General features: G+C 53.8%; 15 protein-coding genes. 10 read left to right on the plus strand and 5 right to left on the minus strand.

Translation table 11 applies throughout. The annotated features are described in order from the left end of the window. The first annotated feature begins 10 nt into the window (after positions 1-10). Genes mnmE through C1J02_RS00565 form a run of 5 tightly spaced genes read left to right on the plus strand, consistent with a single transcriptional unit; the run spans position 11 to position 5,482 of the window. Entirely contained in the window at positions 11-1,297 is a 1,287-nt protein-coding gene (gene mnmE, locus C1J02_RS00545; protein ID WP_114876671.1) for a tRNA uridine-5-carboxymethylaminomethyl(34) synthesis GTPase MnmE, read from the plus strand. A gap of 13 nt (positions 1,298-1,310) precedes the next feature. Continuing rightward, positions 1,311-3,173, plus strand: a complete 1,863-nt coding sequence (mnmG, locus tag C1J02_RS00550; protein WP_254693174.1) for a tRNA uridine-5-carboxymethylaminomethyl(34) synthesis enzyme MnmG — start codon at positions 1,311-1,313, stop codon at positions 3,171-3,173. Beyond that, on the plus strand, positions 3,170-3,778 hold the full coding sequence (rsmG, locus tag C1J02_RS00555) for a 16S rRNA (guanine(527)-N(7))-methyltransferase RsmG (protein ID WP_114876673.1): 609 nt from the start codon (positions 3,170-3,172) through the stop codon (positions 3,776-3,778). The genes mnmG and rsmG overlap by 4 nt, the downstream gene beginning before the upstream one ends. Then, positions 3,771-4,571 (plus strand): ParA family protein, encoded by an 801-nt coding sequence (locus C1J02_RS00560; protein ID WP_114876674.1) that lies wholly within the window; start codon positions 3,771-3,773, stop codon positions 4,569-4,571. The genes rsmG and C1J02_RS00560 overlap by 8 nt, the downstream gene beginning before the upstream one ends. 11 nt (positions 4,572-4,582) lie before the next feature. Then, positions 4,583-5,482 carry a ParB/RepB/Spo0J family partition protein gene (locus C1J02_RS00565; RefSeq protein WP_114880278.1) on the plus strand — a complete coding sequence of 300 codons (900 nt, stop codon included), beginning with the start codon at positions 4,583-4,585 and terminating at the stop codon, positions 5,480-5,482. Here C1J02_RS00565 and hemW read toward each other — a convergent pair. The 3 genes from hemW to rph are packed head-to-tail and all read right to left on the minus strand — an operon-like array spanning position 5,479 to position 7,950. Further along, positions 5,479-6,636, minus strand: a complete 1,158-nt coding sequence (gene hemW, locus C1J02_RS00570; protein ID WP_114876675.1) for a radical SAM family heme chaperone HemW — start codon at positions 6,634-6,636, stop codon at positions 5,479-5,481. The genes C1J02_RS00565 and hemW overlap by 4 nt on opposite strands. Next, positions 6,629-7,240 carry an RdgB/HAM1 family non-canonical purine NTP pyrophosphatase gene (gene rdgB, locus C1J02_RS00575; protein WP_114876676.1) on the minus strand — a complete coding sequence of 204 codons (612 nt, stop codon included), beginning with the start codon at positions 7,238-7,240 and terminating at the stop codon, positions 6,629-6,631. Before rdgB ends, hemW begins: the two co-directional genes overlap by 8 nt. Continuing rightward, on the minus strand, positions 7,237-7,950 hold the full coding sequence (rph, locus tag C1J02_RS00580) for a ribonuclease PH (protein ID WP_114876677.1): 714 nt from the start codon (positions 7,948-7,950) through the stop codon (positions 7,237-7,239). The genes rdgB and rph overlap by 4 nt, the downstream gene beginning before the upstream one ends. 112 nt (positions 7,951-8,062) lie before the next feature. Here rph and hrcA point away from each other — a divergent pair, with 112 nt between their 5' ends. Together hrcA and C1J02_RS00590 are read left to right on the plus strand one after the other, a co-directional pair. Next, positions 8,063-9,127, plus strand: a complete 1,065-nt coding sequence (hrcA, locus tag C1J02_RS00585) for a heat-inducible transcriptional repressor HrcA (protein WP_114880279.1) — start codon at positions 8,063-8,065, stop codon at positions 9,125-9,127. Positions 9,128-9,136: 9 nt separating this feature from the next. Continuing rightward, a complete protein-coding gene (locus tag C1J02_RS00590; RefSeq protein WP_114876678.1) occupies positions 9,137-9,727 on the plus strand; it encodes a nucleotide exchange factor GrpE in 591 nt (196 codons plus the stop codon). Positions 9,728-9,756: 29 nt separating this feature from the next. On the opposite strand, the gene mutS is transcribed toward C1J02_RS00590, so the two are convergent. Then, positions 9,757-12,378, minus strand: coding sequence for a DNA mismatch repair protein MutS (gene mutS, locus C1J02_RS00595; RefSeq protein WP_114880280.1), 2,622 nt, complete (start codon positions 12,376-12,378; stop codon positions 9,757-9,759). 166 nt (positions 12,379-12,544) lie between these two features. On the opposite strand from mutS, the gene C1J02_RS00600 reads away from it, so the two are divergent. From C1J02_RS00600 to C1J02_RS00610, 3 genes are all read left to right on the plus strand, one after another. After that, positions 12,545-14,275, plus strand: a complete 1,731-nt coding sequence (locus tag C1J02_RS00600) for a glycosyltransferase family 61 protein (protein WP_114876679.1) — start codon at positions 12,545-12,547, stop codon at positions 14,273-14,275. Positions 14,276-14,358: 83 nt separating this feature from the next. Continuing rightward, the gene (locus C1J02_RS00605; RefSeq protein WP_114880281.1) at positions 14,359-16,617 is read left to right on the plus strand and encodes an NADP-dependent malic enzyme; all 2,259 of its coding nucleotides are present in this window, start codon (positions 14,359-14,361) and stop codon (positions 16,615-16,617) included. Next, positions 16,614-17,486, plus strand: a complete 873-nt coding sequence (locus C1J02_RS00610; protein ID WP_114876680.1) for a ribokinase — start codon at positions 16,614-16,616, stop codon at positions 17,484-17,486. Before C1J02_RS00605 ends, C1J02_RS00610 begins: the two co-directional genes overlap by 4 nt. Here the strand turns inward: C1J02_RS00610 and msrA are convergent. After that, positions 17,483-18,148 (minus strand): peptide-methionine (S)-S-oxide reductase MsrA, encoded by a 666-nt coding sequence (gene msrA, locus C1J02_RS00615; protein ID WP_114876681.1) that lies wholly within the window; start codon positions 18,146-18,148, stop codon positions 17,483-17,485. The two genes, C1J02_RS00610 and msrA, sit on opposite strands and share 4 nt — an antisense overlap. Positions 18,149-18,248 lie beyond the last annotated feature (100 nt).

Raw genomic sequence — 18,248 nt, forward strand, 5'->3', positions numbered from 1 at the left:
GTTATGATTAATGGACACGATTTTTGCCCAGGCAACGGCACCCGGTCGTGCGGGTGTTTCCGTTGTGCGTCTCTCAGGGCCAGATGCACAGCAGATCGCTTCGCAGATCTGTGGTCCCGTGCCGGACGCGAGATTGGCCGGGTTACGCCATGTTAAGGATCTGGATGGCGAAGTCATTGATCAGGCGCTCGTGCTGTTCTTCTCGGGACCCAACAGTTTTACTGGCGAAGATGTCGTAGAATTTCATCTTCATGGGAGCATTGCCGTCGTGCGTGCCGTGCTCGATGTGCTGGGGCAGTTTCCAAACTCCCGGCTGGCAGAGCCCGGAGAATTTACCCGACGCGCCCTTGAAAATGAAAAGATGGATCTTGCCCAAATAGAAGGGCTGGGTGATCTGATCGAGGCCGAGACAGAAGCGCAACGCAAGCAGGCCTTTCGTGTATTGTCAGGGCACCTCGGCCAACGTGTTGAATCGTGGCGCAGTGACCTCATCAGAGCTGCAGCGCTGCTTGAAGCGACAATTGATTTTGCAGATGAAGATGTGCCAGTTGATGTCACACCTGAAGTTGGATCGCTTTTGTCCGGAGTGCACACCCAGATCGTGAAGGAAATCAAAGGAACGAAAGTTGCTGAGCGTGTCAGGTCGGGTTTCGAGGTTGCCATTGTAGGTGCGCCGAACGCGGGTAAATCCACACTGCTGAATGCTCTGGCCGGCCGGGACGCGGCGATTACATCAGAGAAGGCGGGTACGACCCGGGATATCATTGAAGTCCGTATGGATTTGGGCGGTTTGCCTGTTACGCTTCTTGATACGGCGGGGCTGCGTGACAGCGATGATGATGTTGAATCAATCGGAATCAGCCGGGCGATTGAGCGGGCGCAAACAGCAGATTTGCGGGTGTTTTTGGCTGAGCCAGGGGACTCATTGATGATTTCGCCATCTGGTGAAGATATTGTTGTCACCCCTAAAGTGGATCTATTGCCAGCATCAACCGTCGGGATATCGGGTAAAACAGGTGTTGGCATTCCTGAATTGATTGCACAGGTGCAGTCAGTTTTAGCCCAAAGAGCAGCATCAGTTGGTCTGGCGACGCATTTACGGCACCGGAAATCTTTGGAACAAGCTGCGGAATTTTTGGATGCTGCTTTTGACGTACTGGATCGTGGGCCTGACCATTATGATATAGCAGCAGAAGAGTTGCGTTCAGCGATTCGTGCGCTCGAGGCCTTGGTCGGGCGAATTGACGTAGAAAACCTTTTGGACGAAATTTTCGCTAATTTCTGTTTGGGCAAATAATGGAGTGTTTCACGTGAAACATTTTGATGTGGTTGTGATCGGCGGCGGGCACGCCGGATGTGAAGCGGCTCATGCTGCGGCGCGACTTGGCGCGACCACTGCTTTGATCACAATGTCACGAGATGGTATCGGCGTTATGTCATGCAACCCGGCGATTGGTGGCTTGGGCAAGGGCCATCTGGTTCGGGAAATTGACGCAATGGACGGTGTCATGGGTCGGGTTGCTGATAGGGCCGGGATTCAATTTCGGCTCCTAAATCGACGCAAAGGGCCGGCGGTACAAGGGCCTCGTGCACAAGCGGATCGAAAAATCTATCAGCGTGAGATGCTACAAGAGATGGTGGATCGGGTAAATCTGTCGATCATTGAAGCCGAAGTTGTAGATTTTAGCATGGATGGTAGTGCCGTCAAAGGCGTCGTGCTGGCCGATGGTGAGATAATCAGCGCACATTCAGTCATTTTGACCACCGGCACATTTTTGCGCGGGGTGATACATATTGGCGACGAACGGCATTCTGGTGGACGAATTGGTGACAAGGCATCGATCAAACTTGCAGAAAGAATTGACAGTTTTGAACTGCCTCTGGGGCGCCTGAAAACCGGCACGCCACCCCGCCTTGACGGGCGAACAATTGACTGGGACATCCTGGAAACCCAACCGGGGGATGATGAGCCGGTTTTGTTTTCCTTTTTGTCGAAGGGCACCACAGCACGTCAAATTTCGTGCGGAATCACCCACACGAATGCGAACACCCACGAAATCATACAGGAAAGCCTACATCTGTCCGCGATGTATGGGGGCCACATTGATGGGATTGGGCCGAGGTATTGTCCTTCAATAGAGGATAAGGTGGTTCGTTTTGCTGACAAATCGTCCCACCAGATCTTTCTGGAACCTGAAGGCGCTGACGATCACACGATCTACCCCAACGGCATTTCCACGTCCCTGCCTGTAGATGTCCAGATGCGGTATGTTCGGTCAATCAAGGGGCTTGAGAAGGCCGAGATTCTTCAACCAGGCTATGCAATTGAATATGATTACGTTGACCCTCGTGCGCTTGATTCGATCCTGGCAGTCAAAACTGTGCCGAACCTTTTTCTGGCAGGGCAGATCAATGGAACAACAGGCTATGAGGAAGCGGCAGCGCAGGGTTTGGTCGCTGGGCTAAACGCCGGATTGGCGGCCCTTGGCCGAGACAAGGTGATTTTCAGCCGGTCGGAAAGCTATATCGGTGTGATGATCGATGATTTAACCACGCGCGGGGTGACGGAGCCCTATCGGATGTTTACGTCCCGCGCTGAATTTCGGTTGTCCTTGAGGGCGGATAATGCGGATCAGCGTTTAACACCGGTTGCGATGGCGCTTGGGTGTGCTTCTGATGAACGTAGATCCATCTTTTCTGAAAAGCTTGAGAGATTGGAAAAAGCAAAAGCTTTGCTGACAGCCTCTACCTTTACGCCCAAGGAAGCTGCGCTGGCGGGTTTTCAGTTGAGCAAAGACGGAAACCGACGGACGGCGTTTGAGCTGTTGTCTTTTCCGGATGTGTCCTTTGAGAACTTGATTGAACTTGATGCGGCATTTTCGTCTGTCGACATCGAAACACGCCGTCAAATTGAGCGGGATGCGCTGTATTCGAACTATATTGAACGGCAGCAAAAGGATATTGACCGTTTGCGCAAGGATGAGGCGCATTTGATACCGAAAGGCTTTGATTTTACGGGGATGGAGGGTTTGTCCAATGAATTGAAGCTGAAGCTCACCGCGACCCGTCCAGCGACTCTTGCGCAGGCTGCGCGCATTGACGGTATTACCCCGGCAGCACTCACTCTTATCCTTGCTCATCTTCGGCGCGATGGACGGAAGCAGGCGGGATGACGACAGTAGGGGGTCTGGATGTTTCACGTGAAACATTTGCAAAGCTCGAGTCTTTCGCAAGATTGGTGGAAAAGTGGACGCCGAAAATCAACCTGGTGTCAAAGCCGAGCGTCCCAAACCTATGGGAGCGGCATATTGTTGATTCAGTTCAGCTTTTCACTATGGCTCCCAAAACAGGCTCATGGGTTGATATCGGCAGTGGCGGTGGGTTTCCCGGCATTGTGATTTCGATTTTGTCATCGGAACAGGGCGATAGTCACAATCTGACACTGATAGAAAGCGATCACAGAAAGGGCGCGTTTTTGCGTACAGCAATTCGAGAGCTTGGACTGAAAGCGACGGTGATCTCAGATCGGATCGAAAATGTTCCATCCTTAGAGGCCGATATCGTTTCGGCCCGCGCGCTCGCCGACCTTACCACACTTCTGGGGTATGCTGACATGCACCTGAAGTCGGCCGGCACAGCACTTTTCCCAAAGGGCGAAAGTTGGCGGAAAGAACATGAAGATGCACAAGGCGTGTGGTCTTACGAATGTGAACCCATTAAGAGCTTAACCAACCCTTCGGCGGCCGTTCTAAAGATCAAGGAAATAGCCCGTGTCTGACCTCTCCCGGCCTGTTGGCCCGAAAATTATCGCGGTTGCAAACCAAAAAGGCGGCGTAGGAAAAACCACTACAACCATCAACCTTGCCGCTGCTTTGGTTGAGAACGCCAAACGGGTCCTTGTGGTTGATTTGGACCCACAGGGCAACGCCTCTACGGGTCTGGGGATTGAGCTGGAGGATCGTGAGTTCACGACCTACGAACTGTTATTGGAAGACATAGATCTGAAAGAGGTTGTTCAGGAGACCGAGATTGCCAATCTGCTGATTGTACCTGCAACCGTGGATCTAAGCTCAGCCGATATGGAGCTTATTTCGAACGAAAAGCGTAGCTTTTTATTGCATGATGCACTTCGCCAAACGCAGATGGATGAGTTTGAATTTGATTACATCCTCATTGACTGTCCACCATCTTTGAATTTGTTGACCGTCAATGCGATGATTGCGGCACATTCCGTCTTGGTGCCGCTGCAAAGCGAATTTTTTGCACTGGAAGGTCTCTCGCAGTTGATGCTGACTATCCGGGAGGTTCGGCAGGCCGGCAACAAGGATCTTCGGATCGAAGGCGTCGTGCTGACCATGTACGACAGCCGCAATAACCTTTCGCAGCAGGTGGAGCAGGATGCCCGCAGCAATCTGGGTGACCTGGTGTACAAAACAGTCATTCCGCGGAATGTCAGGGTGAGTGAGGCACCAAGCTTTGCAATGCCCGTCCTAAACTACGATAGTCAGTCTAAAGGAGCGCGGGCCTATCGCAGTCTCGCGAAAGAGCTGATCAACAACAATTCAAACTGAGGGCGATGACCATGGCAGACAGATCAGATCGTAAACGTGGCTTGGGGCGCGGGCTGTCTGCGCTGATGGCGGATGTTTCGGAGACGGAGGAGGCAGTTGCCCGGGGGACCGTCGCCGCAGAGCAATACGTCCCGATCGAACGCATATCCCCGAATCCGGAGCAACCACGGAAACGGTTTGATCAGGGTGATCTGGATGATCTCGCTGCGTCAATCAAGGAAAAGGGCGTCATTCAGCCCTTGATCGTGCGCAAGCGGGATGATGGCAGTTATGAAATTGTCGCTGGTGAACGTCGCTGGCGCGCGTCACAGATCGCTCAGCTTCATGAGCTTCCTGTCATTGTGCGCAACTTTACTGATGTCGAGGTTTTGGAAGTTGCCATTATCGAGAACATCCAGCGTGCTGATCTGAACTCTGTAGAAGAGGCTGCGGGTTATCGGCAGCTCATGGATAAATTTGGACATACCCAAGAGAAAATGGCCGAAGCACTGGGCAAGAGCCGCAGCCATATCGCAAACCTGCTGCGATTGCTGAACCTGCCTGAGCCCGTTCTGGAAATGCTCCGCGCCGGTGATCTGAGTGCTGGGCATGCGCGCGCGCTGGTTCCAGCCGAGGACCCAGTGAAGCTGGCAAAACAGATTGTCAAAGGCGGCTTGTCGGTTCGAGCAGCAGAGGCTTTGGTCAAGAAAGAACAGACGGGCACTAGCGATAACATCTTTTCCAAGGACTCTGCGAAACCGAAGACCGAAAAAGATGCAGATACCAAGGCGCTTGAGGGGGATCTGTCGGCGAGCCTTGGGATGAAAGTCGAGCTTGCGCACAAACCGGGGCAAGAGGCCGGTCAGATGACGGTGCATTACAAGTCGTTGGATGACCTTGATGAGTTGTGTCGGAAGTTAAGCGGAAGCTAATCGACAAGAAGCTCTTCAAGAACGGCGTTCAGTAACATAACCCCTTGATTTGTAACAGATATATTGTCATTGGCGCGCGTGATCATGTCTATGTCCTCGAGGTGAGCAATCTTGTCCTCGGGCAATGGCTGGCCCAGTAACCTTTCGTACCGATCCAGGCTTACGCCTTCTTTCAGGCGAAGACCCATCAGCAGAAACTCATTTGCCTGATCCCGCCGGGATAAAGCTTCGCGCGGCTTTTCTGACGTTTTGTCCGCGACGCCATCAAGCCAGCGAAGTGGATTGCTATAACAGACGGTTGCCAATTTTTGCCCACCAACCGTGATGCGACCATGCGCGCCGGGGCCGATGCCAACATAGTCACCATAGCGCCAGTAGATCAGGTTGTGCCGGGATTGGGCACCGTCACGGGCATGGTTTGATACCTCATAGGCGGGCATTCCCATCGCACCACACAGATCTTGGGTCAGTTCATACATATCTGCGCCCAGATCATCATCGGGCAAACCCCGCAGTTTTCCGCGGGCATACCGATCACCAAATGCCGTGCCGCTTTCGATAGTAAGCTGGTAAAGCGAAAGATGATCAATCGCCAGATTTAGAGCCTGTTTTAGCTCGTTTTCCCATTCTGCCAATGTTTGATCCTGTCGTCCGTAAATCAGATCGAAGCTAACCCTGTCAAAAGCATTTCGTGCGATATCAAAGGCAGCCAATGCTTCAGCTGCGCTATGGATACGACCCAGCCGCCGCAGGTCCGGATCGTTCAGTGCCTGAATGCCCATGGACACTCTGCTTATCCCAGCTTGGCGGTAGGCTGCAAAGCGGCCTGCTTCGACAGAACTTGGGTTCGCTTCGAGCGTGATTTCAAGGTCATTGGCGGTTGGCCATAACTGCTTGATGTGCGTTATGATGTCAGCAACGACATCGGGGTCCATCAAGCTGGGTGTGCCTCCGCCAAAAAAAACAGCGTTTAGCACGCGTCCAGATGTCTCTGAGGCTGCGCGCGTAAGCTCTGTCAGGTAGGCGTCCCGCCATGCCCGTTGATCTATGTGCCGACTGACATGCGAATTGAAGTCGCAATAGGGGCATTTTGCCTCGCAAAACGGCCAATGGATATAAAGGCCAAACCCGCCATGCTGCCAATCTTCAGTCAAAACAGGCTGAAATCAGTTTGCTGAAAGCATCCGCACGGTGGCTGATTGCATTCTTTGCATCCGCATCCATTTCGGCAAAGGTAACTTCGTACCCGTTAGGCAGGAACATCGGATCATAGCCATGTCCCTGCCGGCCACGCATCGGCCATACCAGCGATCCGTTCACTTTGCCCTCGAACACTTCGTCATGTCCGTCTGGCCACGCCAACACGAGAGTTGCACAAAAACGAGCACGCCGTGGGTGAGGCGCGTTTTTCTTTTCAAGAAGGTCGTGGGTCTTGGTCATTGCCGCAATGAAATCACGACCGTTGGGTGTTTCAGCCCAATCGGCGGTATAGACACCGGGCGCATTGTCCAGCGCCTCTACCTCAATCCCGGAATCGTCCGAAAGCGCCGGAAGGCCGGTTGCCTGGGCCGCAGCATGCGCTTTGATGCGCGCGTTGCCGACAAATGTGCTTTCGGTTTCTTCTGGTTCGAGCAGGTTCAGTTCAGCGGCACCCACCACGGTCACGCCATATGGCGCGAACAACTGGCCCATCTCTTCAAGCTTCCCGGCGTTGTGGGTGGCGATCAAGATGCGGGTGTCGGTGAACTTTCGGGTCATGATGTGACTGACTTTTGTATTGCCACCAGTTCCGCCACACCTTTTTCTGCCAAATCCATCAGTTCGTTCATCTGACCGCGGGAATAGGTTGATCCCTCTGCGCTCATTTGAACTTCGATGAGTTGTCCGGTGCCGGTCATGATAAAGTTGCCGTCAACGCCCGCCTCAGAATCTTCCGGATAGTCCAGGTCAAGCACGGGCTGGCCTGCATAAATCCCGCAACTTGTGGCCGCGACTGGATCAATAAGCGGATCACTGATCACATCGCCAGCTTTCATCAGCTTGTTCACCGCCAGACGCAGGGCGATCCAGCCGCCGGTGATGGCCGCGCAACGGGTGCCGCCATCAGCTTGCAACACATCGCAATCGACGGTGATCTGACGTTCGCCCAATGCGACCCGGTCAACGCCTGCGCGCAGGGACCGACCAATGAGGCGCTGAATTTCAACAGTCCGGCCGCCCTGTTTCCCCGATGCCGCCTCGCGGCGCATGCGGGTGTTGGTGGCACGCGGCAACATACCGTATTCCGCAGTGACCCATCCCAGTCCTGATCCTTTGATGAAAGGCGGCACGCGGTCCTCAACTGTGGCGGTGCACAAAACATGCGTGTCGCCCACTTTGATCAATGCCGACCCTTCGGCATGTTTGGTAAAGCCCACGTCAACACTGACAGCGCGCATTTCATCGAGTTTCCGGCCAGATGGACGCATATTCTTTCCTTTTTGATGTTAGTGTCGAGATACCGCTCAGATGTGCGGGGATGCAACCCCGTTTGACGTTTGGTTGTTGTGCACCTTTACTGTAGGACAAACAGAGGATGCCATGACAGAGACCTCAGATATGCTGAACGACATGAATGACAGATCCCGCGAAGTATTTCGCCGGGTGGTCGAAGGTTACCTGGCCAACGGTGATCCTGTGGGGTCCCGCACGCTGACGCGTGATTTCAGCGAAAAGGTCAGCGCTGCGACAATTCGGAATGTGATGCAGGACCTCGAATATATGGGTCTGCTTGGGTCGCCCCATGTCAGTGCAGGGCGTATTCCCACACAGATGGGTCTGCGGATGTTTGTCGATGGAATGATTGAAATCGGTGATCCTTCCGAAACGGACCGCGAAAAAATAGACGCGACGATGGGCAGCAATGCCACTGATGTTGGGGGCTTGTTAGATCGGATCGGTTCCGCGCTGTCAGGTGTCACGCATGGTGCATCTCTTGTTCTGACGCCCAAACATGAAGCGCCAATCAAGCACATCGAATTTGTGTCGCTTTCTCATGAACGTGCGTTGGTCGTTCTGGTGTTTTCCGACGGTCATGTTGAAAACCGTCTGTTCACACCTCCGCCTGGGCAAACACCAAGCTCGATGAGAGAGGCGGCAAATTTTCTCAATGCGCTGGTAGAGGGAAAAACAATCACTGAACTGCAACGGACCATAGGCAATGAAATTGCACAAAGACGTCAAGAGATAGACATCTTGGCGCAACAACTGGTCGAAAGTGGTCTTGCGTTGTGGCAGGGCGAAGACGAGGCGACTGAGCGGCTGATTGTGCGGGGTCGATCGAACCTGTTGAGCGAAGATGGCGAAGGGGAGGATCTGGCGCGGATTCGGAACCTCTTTGACGACCTCGAACGCAAACGCGATATCGCAGAATTCCTTGATTTGGCCGAAGGCGGTGAAGGTGTACGCATTTTTATCGGTTCAGAGAACAAACTTTTCTCACTTTCGGGTTCCTCTTTGGTGGTTTCCCCTTATATGAACGCTGATCGAAAGGTGATTGGTGCCGTCGGAGTGATTGGTCCCACACGCCTAAACTATGGACGTATCGTGCCGATTGTGAATTACACGGCGCAACTGGTTGGAAAACTGATTTCCGACCGGAGTTAGAGGTGGAAGATGGCAGAGCCGAAAGAGAACGAATTTCTGGATGATATTGATGAGGCCGAGGCGGATGAATACGCCGATGAAATGGCTGAAATTGATGATGAAGCGTTAGAATTGGATCAGCTTCGCGCAGAGCGTGATCAGCTGAAAGATCGGTTTATGCGCGCGCTTGCAGATGCAGAGAACGCGCGCAAGCGATCTGACAAAGATCGGCGCGAGGCCGAGAATTACGGCGGTTCAAAGCTGGCGCGTGATATGTTGCCTGTCTACGACAACATGAAGCGTGCTCTTGAAGTGGCGACCGAAGATCAACGCGCTGTTTCCGGCCCGCTGCTGGAAGGCGTAGAGCTGACCATGCGGGAATTGCTCAACGTATTCAAAAAACACGGAATCGACCTGATCGAACCAAAAGTCGGTGACCGGTTCGATCCCCAGAGTCATCAGGCAATGTTTGAGGCACCTGTTCCCGGGACGCGGGCAGGAGACATCATTCAGGTTGCGGCTGAAGGTTTCATGTTGCATGACCGCCTGCTGCGCCCGGCACAGGTTGGCGTATCATCAACGCCAGCAAGCGCTCCTGGGCCTGAATATCCTGCATCCTGAGATTGCTGAACAAGGCAAGGCAGAGGCGGTCAGGATCTGGCCGCCTCTTTCAATTTGTAAAGCAAGTCCAGCGCTTCGCGCGGGGTAAGTTCGTCGGGAAGAATATCTTTGAGCTGTTCTTCGACCAAAGATGGCTTGCTGGGCGTTGGTGCAGGCGTTGGGTTGACGGAAAACAAGGGCAGGTCGTCGATCAGGGTTTTTTGTTTCGCACCCCCCTCGCGCTCGCCTTTTTCCAGCGCTTCAAGTACCACGCGGGCGCGGGCAATCACCGCTTCGGGCAACCCGGCAAGCTGTGCGACCTGCACGCCATATGATCTATCTGCGGCGCCCTTTCGGACCTCGTGAAGAAAGATCACCTCGCCGTCCCACTCCTTTACCGCGACCGTGGCGTTATCAACGCCATCAAGCTTGCCTGATAAGGCAGTCATTTCATGATAGTGTGTTGCAAAGAGGGCGCGCGCCCGGTTCACGTCATGCAAATGTTCCAGCGTGGCCCATGCGATCGACAGGCCATCATATGTGGCGGTGCCGCGGCCGATTTCATCGAGAATGACCAATGCCCGATCATCTGCCTGGTTCAAAATCGCGGCTGTTTCTACCATTTCGACCATAAATGTCGAACGGCCCCGCGCCAGATCATCCGATGCGCCAACCCGGCTGAACAGCTGGCTGATCAACCCGATGTGGGCGGAGGTGGCGGGAACATAGCTGCCCATCTGTGCCATGAGGGCGATCAGCGCATTCTGCCTCAGAAAAGTTGATTTACCCGCCATGTTCGGCCCGGTCAGCAACCAGATGTTCGCGGCTTCCGCCTCTGCGCTGAGATCACAGTCGTTGGCAATGAAAGGTTCGCCCGATTGTTGTGCCAATGCGCGTTCAACAACCGGGTGCCGACCGCCCTGAATGGCAAATGCGCGGCTGTTGTCGACCTTTGGACGTACCCAGTTTTCCGCCTGCGCAAGGTCCGCCAGAGCGGCTGCCAAATCAATCTCGGCAAGCCCGGTTGATGTCACACCAATTTCGGCCGCCCGCGCCAATATTTCTGCTTTTAGACCTTCATAGAGCCGCTTTTCGATTTCAAGCGCATGATTTCCCGCATTCAGTATCTTTGTCTCCATCTCGGACAAGGCCACCGTGGTAAAACGCACCTGGTTTGCGGTGGTTTGCCGATGGATGAAGGTTTCGGAGAGGGGGGGCGACAGCATTTTTTCCGCGTGGACGGCGGTTGTTTCGATAAAGTACCCAAGGACGTTGTTGTGCTTGATCTTAAGTGAGGCGATACCTGTGTCAGAGACGAATTGCTGCTGCATTTGTGCGATCACACTGCGGCCCTCATCCCGCAGTTTGCGGGCTTCATCCAGCTCGGCCTCATAACCGGGTGCGATAAAGCCGCCGTCGCGTGTGAGCAGGGGTGGTTCTGCAACAAGTGCGTCCTCCAAGAGGTCAATCAGATCGTCATGGCCAACCAACCCTGCCGCTGCAGTTTTGATAAGTGCGGGAAGGTTCCGCTGATTGAGCTGCGTTGCCAATTTGGCGGCCTCGATCAACCCGTTGCGCATTGATGCAAGGTCACGCGGCCCGGCGCGATCAAGAGACAGCCGCGATAACGCCCGATCCAGATCGGGCACACTGCGCAGGATGGTGCGGATATCTTGTGTCGCACGCGCATCTGTGAAACAGAATGTCACAGCATCAAGGCGGTCCAGTATCGTCTCTAACAGCCGTGAAGGGCTGGAAATCCGGCGTTCAAGCAGGCGCGCACCAGCAGCCGTACAGGTTCGATCCATGATCGCAAGCAGCGACCCGGCGCGCCCCCCAGTAAGGCTATGGGTCAGTTCGAGATTGCGCCTTGTGGCCGCGTCGATTTGCACGGTCCGTGCTTCGCTTTCTTTGTGCGGAGGGCTCAGAAGGGGCAATTTGCCTTTTTGAGTAATTTGAAGGTACTCGATCAAAGCACCCATTGCTGAAACCTCGGCCCGGGTGAAGGTTCCAAAGGCGTCCAGCGCCGCGATGCCAAACAGATCACAGATGCGTTTTTCGGCACTGGTGCTGTCAAATGCCGATGCGGCAAGGGCGGTCATAGCAATCCCGAATTCAGAGACTAAATTGCGTAAATCAGCCTCTTTGGCCTCCGATACAACCAGCTCTGACGGAGACAGCCGCGCAAGCTCGGGACCAAGTCGCAAAGGTGTCAGCGGCATGACATGAAACGCGCCTGTAGAAATATCAACCCAAGCCAAGGCGGCGGCATCGCGCACTTCGGCAAAGGTGGCCAGATAGTTGTGTCGGCGCGCCTCTAGCAGCGATTCTTCTGTTAAGGTGCCGGGCGTCACCAACCGCACAACATCGCGATTGACCACTGATTTATGACCGCGCTTTTTGGCTTCTGCTGGGCTTTCCATCTGTTCGCAGACGGCCACGCGAAACCCTTTGCGGATCAACGTCAGCAAATACCCTTCGGCTGCGTGAACCGGGACGCCGCACATCGGGATGTCCTGGCCATTGTGCCGGCCTCGTTTCGTCAGGGCGATATCCAATGCTTCTGCTGCGGCAACTGCATCATCAAAGAACATCTCGTAAAAATCACCCATGCGGTAGAACAGCAATGCGTCGTTATATCCGGCCTTAAGGTCGAGATATTGCGCCATCATTGGTGTGATCTTATCGTCGCCCACGTGCATCCCCCGCTTGCATACGTGTCTGTACAAAACCACGCCCCCTAGGGAAAGGGGCAGCGAAGCGGGTTCTCGGTGGACGGGTGCAAGGATCGTGTTAAAATTGGGTAACGATCAGACCACATGAAAGCTGCTGGACTCTGTGCGCAACAAAATTGAACTAAGGTCTCCGCCTGATACCCTGTTTCTGAACCCATGGCGTGACCCCGGGTTTCGGTTGCTGCTGGAGCCTGAATTCATTTGGCGTTCGATGCCAAAGGCGGTGATCGAAGGGTTTTCTGCCAGCGCTTTTAAAGAGATTAACCAAAAGATATCGGTATTTCTCACGGCAACCAAGCGTGACAAAAAATTCTCTCGCGCGATTGAGTACAATGCTGTTCCAGTGGTGCTTGAGCATGCAAGTTTTCGCAAATCCTACATCATGGCGCATGACCGATTGTTGTTGATCGGGGCATCCGGGACGCGTTTGCTAAACCAGTATCGGCGGGAAAACGAGGAGTCTGATCCTGACGTGGATGCGCGGCTTGACGCCTTTTTTTCCGGGTGTCGGAGTGACAACAAAGATCGTGAAATTCCGATCTATTCAGGCTTATTAGAGCCTGATATCGCCTTTGCCATCGAATGTCGCAATACGTTCAACTATTATCACTTTATCACCGAATCCCTGCCGCAACTCACATTGCTTGATACGCTTGGATTTCAGGGAAACATCTATTTCCACTTCCCAAACCAGGAAGACAAGCAACGCCCCTTTGCCGAGGCTTTTGTGATGGCGCTTTTTCCTGAGTTCGAGGGCCGGGTTTTTTTTGAACGGTCCCCGAAAGACTATGAAAAAGTGCTTACAGCTTTCGATCTTGTTGGGTCACATCCAATGCGGCCATTGGAAGATGTTGCTGGCATTGAAAAGCACGCACCCGCCGGATTGGCAGACCAAGTGGGGCTGACAGATATAACGCTTCAGCCGGTCCTTTCGATGAATTCAGTAAGTTCAGCATTGCTGACACTGCGTGCCCGGGCGTTGCAGGCAATCGAAGGTCATGATTTTGGCCATCTTCCCCGTCGGTTCTATGTTGGCCGTGACACACGGCAAAGCAGATCACGGCACATGGAAGGGGAGGATATGCTGTATGATCACCTCAGGCTGTTTGGTTTTGAGTACGTTGTTTTTGAAAGCCTGACCCCGCTTGAGCAGATCGCGTTGATGGCGAACGCCGAGATGATGGTTTCCTATCACGGCGCGGGATTTACCAATATGCTGTTTGCCAATCCGGATGCCTTTGTGATTGAGATCGGAACGTTGCAGACCGCGCAGTTCCGATGGACCGACTTTTGGCCGTTGGCGAACGCGGCACAGTGCCGGTACGTCAGTTTCTTTGCTGATTTCAAAGGCGACAAACCTCTTTCAGAACCTCGCTTTTCAATAGACGGCATTGTGCCTGTCATGCTTTCCAAAACAGGAACGGCACAGGTTATGGCCTTTGTAGTGACTGTTCTGGGGCATTATCCCACGTTGAAAACCGCAACGAGCCTGGAAGAAGTCGGGCGCAGGGTTTTGGCTGTTGGTGCCGGTGAACACGCTGTCAGACTTCTGGAACAACACCCCCAACTGGTCAGGGACAATGCCAAGCTATTTTTGCTTCAAGCCGATTGCCACAAGCAACTGGATGAACCAAAATCAGAACTGATCGCGCTTGACCGGGCTTTCAAAGCGGACCCTTCACGTTGGCAGACATTGGTTCGTATCGTTTGGTGCGCCAACAGGTGCGACCGACCTCAAGTCATCCGTTGGGCGCTTGCGCAGCTCAAGGCAGATTTCCCACAACGCCATGATGCGTTTCTGGGAAACCATAGTTGGGTTCGTTACATCGCCTGATGAAGTTTTTGTCGCTGACTGCTGTGTGATTGTAGGTCTGCGCGCAGATGGCTAAGGTCATCAAAAAGAGAAAGTCAAAACCCTTGTCCAAGACCCGTATTACCGACGCCGAAGCGCTTGCTTTCCATTTGGAACCCACGCCCGGCAAGTTTGAGATTACCGCAACAGTGCCGATGACCACGCAGCGGGATTTGTCGTTGGCGTATTCGCCTGGCGTCGCTGTGCCCTGCGAGGCGATCGCAGAAAATCCGGAGACGGCTTACGACTACACCAACAAGGGTAACCTTGTTGCGGTTATTTCCAATGGGACGGCGGTTCTTGGGTTGGGCAACCTTGGGGCCCTGGCGTCCAAGCCGGTGATGGAAGGCAAGGCGGTTCTGTTCAAACGATTTGCCGATGTGAATTCCATCGATATTGAGCTGGACACTGAAGACACGGATGCGTTCATCAATGCAGTCAAGTTGATGGGGCCGACCTTTGGCGGGATCAATCTGGAAGACATCAAGGCACCGGAATGTTTCATCATTGAACAGCGCCTCAAGGAAGAAATGAACATCCCAGTCTTTCATGATGACCAACACGGAACGGCCGTCATCTGTGCGGCGGGACTTTTGAATGCGTTGCACATTTCCGGCAAGAAAATCGAGGACGTGCGTATTGTCTTGAACGGTGCAGGTGCGGCCGGAATTGCGTGTCTTGAATTGCTTAAAGCGATGGGTGCACGGCATGACAACTGTATCATGTGTGATACCAAGGGCGTCATTTACCAGGGCCGTACCGAAGGTATGAATCAGTGGAAATCGGCGCATGCCGCCACGACCGACCTGCGGACATTGGAAGAAGCGATGGATGGGGCAGATGTGTTTCTGGGTGTCAGCGTCAAGGGCGCGGTCACACAGGATATGGTCGCCAGCATGGCGGATAACCCGGTCATTTTCGCAATGGCGAACCCCGACCCAGAGATCACACCGGAAGAAGCGCACGCGGTTCGGATGGACGCGATTGTTGCCACCGGACGCAGTGATTACCCCAATCAGGTCAATAATGTTTTGGGCTTTCCTTATCTTTTTCGCGGTGCGCTCGACATCAACGCCCGTGCGATCAATGACGAAATGAAGATCGCTTGCGCCCATGCGCTGGCCAAACTTGCACGGGAAGACGTTCCAGATGAAGTTGCTTTGGCCTATGGCAAAACCCTGAGCTTTGGGCGTGACTATATCATTCCCACGCCGTTTGATCCGCGTCTGATCCATCGCATCCCGCCTGCCGTTGCGCGCGCGGGAATGGATACCGGTGCCGCACGGCGTCCGATTATCGACATGGACGCCTATGAGCTAAGCCTGAAATCGCGGATGGATCCCACGGCCAATATCCTGCGTGGCATCAACGCGCGTGCGCGCAACAACCAAGCGCGGATGATTTTTGCCGAAGGCGACGATCCACGCGTCTTGCGGGCGGCTGTTTTGTATCAGCGATCCGGGTTGGGCAAGGCATTGGTTGTCGGTCGACAGGAAGACGTAAAGGCCAAGCTGCTGGCAAGCGGCATGGAGGATGCGGTGCGCGAGCTTGAAGTGGTCAATGCTGCAAATTCGCACCATTTGGACAGCTACAAGGAATATCTTTACGGGCGTTTGCAGCGGCGTGGCTTTGACGCCAAAGATATTCACCGCCTCGCGGCGCGGGATCGCCACGTTTTTGGGGCCCTGATGTTGGAGCACGGTCATGGTGATGGTCTGGTTACGGGTGCCACGCGGAAATCTGCGCATGTTCTTGAGCGGCTGAACCATGTGTTTGAGGCAAACCCCGAACATGGGGCCGCAGGTTTCACCGCATTGCTGCACAAGGGACGGATTGTCTTTATCGCGGATACTTTGGTGCATGAATGGCCTGATGAAAATGATCTGGCCAATATCGCTGTCAGCGGTGCGCGTGTCGCCCGACACCTTGGGCTTGAGCCACGTGTCGCCTTTGTCAGCTTTTCTACGTTTGGATATCCTGTCTCGGAACGTGCTGAGAAAATGCACAAAGCGCCCATGATCCTTGATCAGCGCGGTGTGGATTTCGAATACGAAGGTGAGATGACAGTCGACGTCGCGCTGAACGCTGAATCGCAGAAGAACTATCCGTTTTCGCGGCTTACAGGGCCAGCAAATATTCTTGTCGTCCCGGCAAGGCATTCTGCAAGTATCTCGGTGAAATTGATGCAGGAAATGGCCGGCGCTACGGTGATTGGACCGATCCTGACGGGGTTGGATAAATCCATTCAAATCTGTTCATCGACCTCGACGGCAAATGACATTCTGAATATGGCAATTCTAGCGGCTTGTAAGGTTGGGGAATGATTTGGAATCTCGGCTCAATCAATACGGATAATTTCTATCTGTTGCCGCATTTGCCTGCCCCGGGCGAAACGCTCGCCGCGCTGCAATTTGATCAGGGGTTGGGCGGCAAAGGCGCGAACATGTCTGTTGCCGCTGCGAGGGCCGGGGCGCGTGTCGAACATATCGGGGCGGTTGGGCCAAATGGAAGTTGGGCAGTTGAACGCCTGCTGGAATATGGCGTGGACACACGGCATGTGTCAGCCATCGACATTGCGATGGGGCACGCGAACATCAATGTCGATCAGAACGGCGAAAATAACATCGTGTTGTTTGCCGGGGCCAATCATGGCGTGACAGACCAGATGATCGGTGCCGCGCTGACGGAAGCATCTCCAGGCGACATATTGTTGATGCAAAATGAAACGCTTGGGCAATCTTATGCAGCGACAACAGCAAAAACACTGGGGCTTAGGGTAATCTATGCCGCCGCACCCTTTGACGCCGAAGCGACCCAATTGATCATGGATCAGGTTGATTTGCTGGTTTTGAATGAGGTTGAGGCGGCACAACTGCGAGAGGCGACTGGCAAAGACCTAGAGGATTTACCAATTTCGGACATTGTCGTGACCCTAGGCGGCGATGGGTGCAAATGGGTCTCTAACAAGAAAAAAATCACGGAATCCTTTGCCGCTTACAAGGTTGTTCCAGTCGACACCACGGGTGCTGGTGATACGTTCACCGGTTATTTGGCTGCGGGTCTGGACCGAGGCATGGACATTGCCGCGGCAATAGACCTTGCGTCAAAAGCAGGGGCGCTGATGGTCATGCGCCATGGCACAGCGGATGTCATCCCGGATCTCAAAGACATCCAGGATCATGATTTTGGTTAATGCGTAAACGGGGCCGCCGCACCCCAAAGTTGTTTAACCCGCTGGTCGCGACCACAACCGTTGCGGTAGCGTTTGTAGGCCACAGATTTCTTGACCCCTATGCCAACACTGCTGACCGCAAGTCGGTCACTGCTTTTGTAGTAATTCTGATGGTAGGCATCTGCCGGGTAAAACTTGGCTGGGCCTAGGATCGGGGTAACCACCGTTTGTCCCAAATCCACTTGTGCAGCCGCTTTGGCCCGTTCTGCCGCAGCTTTTTGGTCAGGCCCGTTTGGGAAAATGGCTGATCGATAGCTGGCACCGCGATCACAGAATTGTCCACCGGCATCCGTTGGGTCAATTGAGCGAAAGAAAAGGGCCAGTATCGAATCGCGGCTGACGACCGCAGGATCAAATGTGATCTGCACGGCCTCATAATGGCCGGTGCCACCTGACGTGACTTGTTTGTAGGTTGGATTGGCCGTCTTGCCACCAGCAAACCCTGATACGGCTTCTTTGACGCCCTTTACGGATTCGAAATCTGCTTCGACACACCAAAAACAGCCACCTGCGACAAGAATCGTCTCTGATCCAGCCGCATGCGCAGTTTTTGAGTGCGCAAACAGGCCAATGGCGATCATCGTGACCAAGGCAAAAGTCTTGAGATTGTTCATATGTGACATTGCGTGCTCCTGTTTTATGAAACGCTGCACCCACAGTTCACCAAGAGCAACTGCTCCACGCGCCAAGTCACGAGGTGGTGAAAGCAATTTACCGCTTGGC

It is taken from the genome of Sulfitobacter sp. SK011, assembly GCF_003352065.1.
Taxonomy (GTDB): domain Bacteria; phylum Pseudomonadota; class Alphaproteobacteria; order Rhodobacterales; family Rhodobacteraceae; genus Sulfitobacter.

What these genes read in the sequence shown, in the direction of transcription:
- C1J02_RS00565 (WP_114880278.1), top strand. Translation starts at nt 4,583, where the DNA reads ATGGCAGACAGATCAGATCGTAAACGTGGCTTGGGGCGCGGGCTGTCT.
- rdgB (WP_114876676.1), bottom strand. Translation starts at nt 7,240, where the DNA reads ATGACCCGAAAGTTCACCGACACCCGCATCTTGATCGCCACCCACAAC.
- C1J02_RS00590 (WP_114876678.1), top strand. Translation starts at nt 9,137, where the DNA reads ATGGCAGAGCCGAAAGAGAACGAATTTCTGGATGATATTGATGAGGCC.
- C1J02_RS00610 (WP_114876680.1), top strand. Translation starts at nt 16,614, where the DNA reads ATGATTTGGAATCTCGGCTCAATCAATACGGATAATTTCTATCTGTTG.
- hrcA (WP_114880279.1), top strand. Translation starts at nt 8,063, where the DNA reads ATGACAGAGACCTCAGATATGCTGAACGACATGAATGACAGATCCCGC.
- msrA (WP_114876681.1), bottom strand. Translation starts at nt 18,148, where the DNA reads ATGTCACATATGAACAATCTCAAGACTTTTGCCTTGGTCACGATGATC.
- mnmE (WP_114876671.1), top strand. Translation starts at nt 11, where the DNA reads ATGGACACGATTTTTGCCCAGGCAACGGCACCCGGTCGTGCGGGTGTT.
- mutS (WP_114880280.1), bottom strand. Translation starts at nt 12,378, where the DNA reads ATGATGGCGCAATATCTCGACCTTAAGGCCGGATATAACGACGCATTG.
- rph (WP_114876677.1), bottom strand. Translation starts at nt 7,950, where the DNA reads ATGCGTCCATCTGGCCGGAAACTCGATGAAATGCGCGCTGTCAGTGTT.
- rsmG (WP_114876673.1), top strand. Translation starts at nt 3,170, where the DNA reads ATGACGACAGTAGGGGGTCTGGATGTTTCACGTGAAACATTTGCAAAG.